1 protein-coding gene is annotated in these 526 nt (G+C 53.8%); it reads left to right on the forward strand.

The window, feature by feature from the left end:
* A partial coding sequence (locus PHO31112_RS27880) for a tyrosine-type recombinase/integrase (RefSeq protein ID WP_246178595.1) occupies positions 1-300 on the forward strand: 300 nt, incomplete at its 5' end.
* Positions 301-526 lie beyond the last annotated feature (226 nt).

Below are 526 nucleotides of genomic sequence, written 5' to 3' on the forward strand. Positions count from 1 at the left end.
GTGTTTACCCGGGCCGACTTGACCCGATACGCCGAAAAACTCGCTCTGGATTTGGCACAGAAAACCCAAGCGGATCAAGGAGCCATTATCTCTAGATTTGATTGGTACGAAATTTCACGGACAGGTCAGCACTGGATCCGGCACACACATGCCTCGCACGCACTTGCGCGGGGGGCGGAGCTCGTGACGGTACGAGACAACCTGCGGCACGCCTCAATCTCAACGACTTCAACCTATTTGCACAGCGACGAGATCCAGCGAGCGAGGCAGATGGGCCAGGCTTTTGCCGAGCGGAAATAACGTATGCATGCGCCTGTAGACCCGATGGATTCCGGTCAAAGCCTTGACTGGCAAGGCTTTGACCGGATTTTCCATTTATGGGCGTTGGGCAATTTTAGCCAATATGTGAAGCTGCACATAATCACGAATTGCGACCGCCCCTCATACTGGCCTTAGCGTATCTATGGACTCCACCCGTTTTGCAAGGGACGATCGTCGATGACCAACGGGTAAAGATTGCGCGTAT

It is taken from the genome of Pandoraea horticolens (assembly GCF_902459555.1).
Lineage (GTDB): Bacteria > Pseudomonadota > Gammaproteobacteria > Burkholderiales > Burkholderiaceae > Pandoraea > Pandoraea horticolens.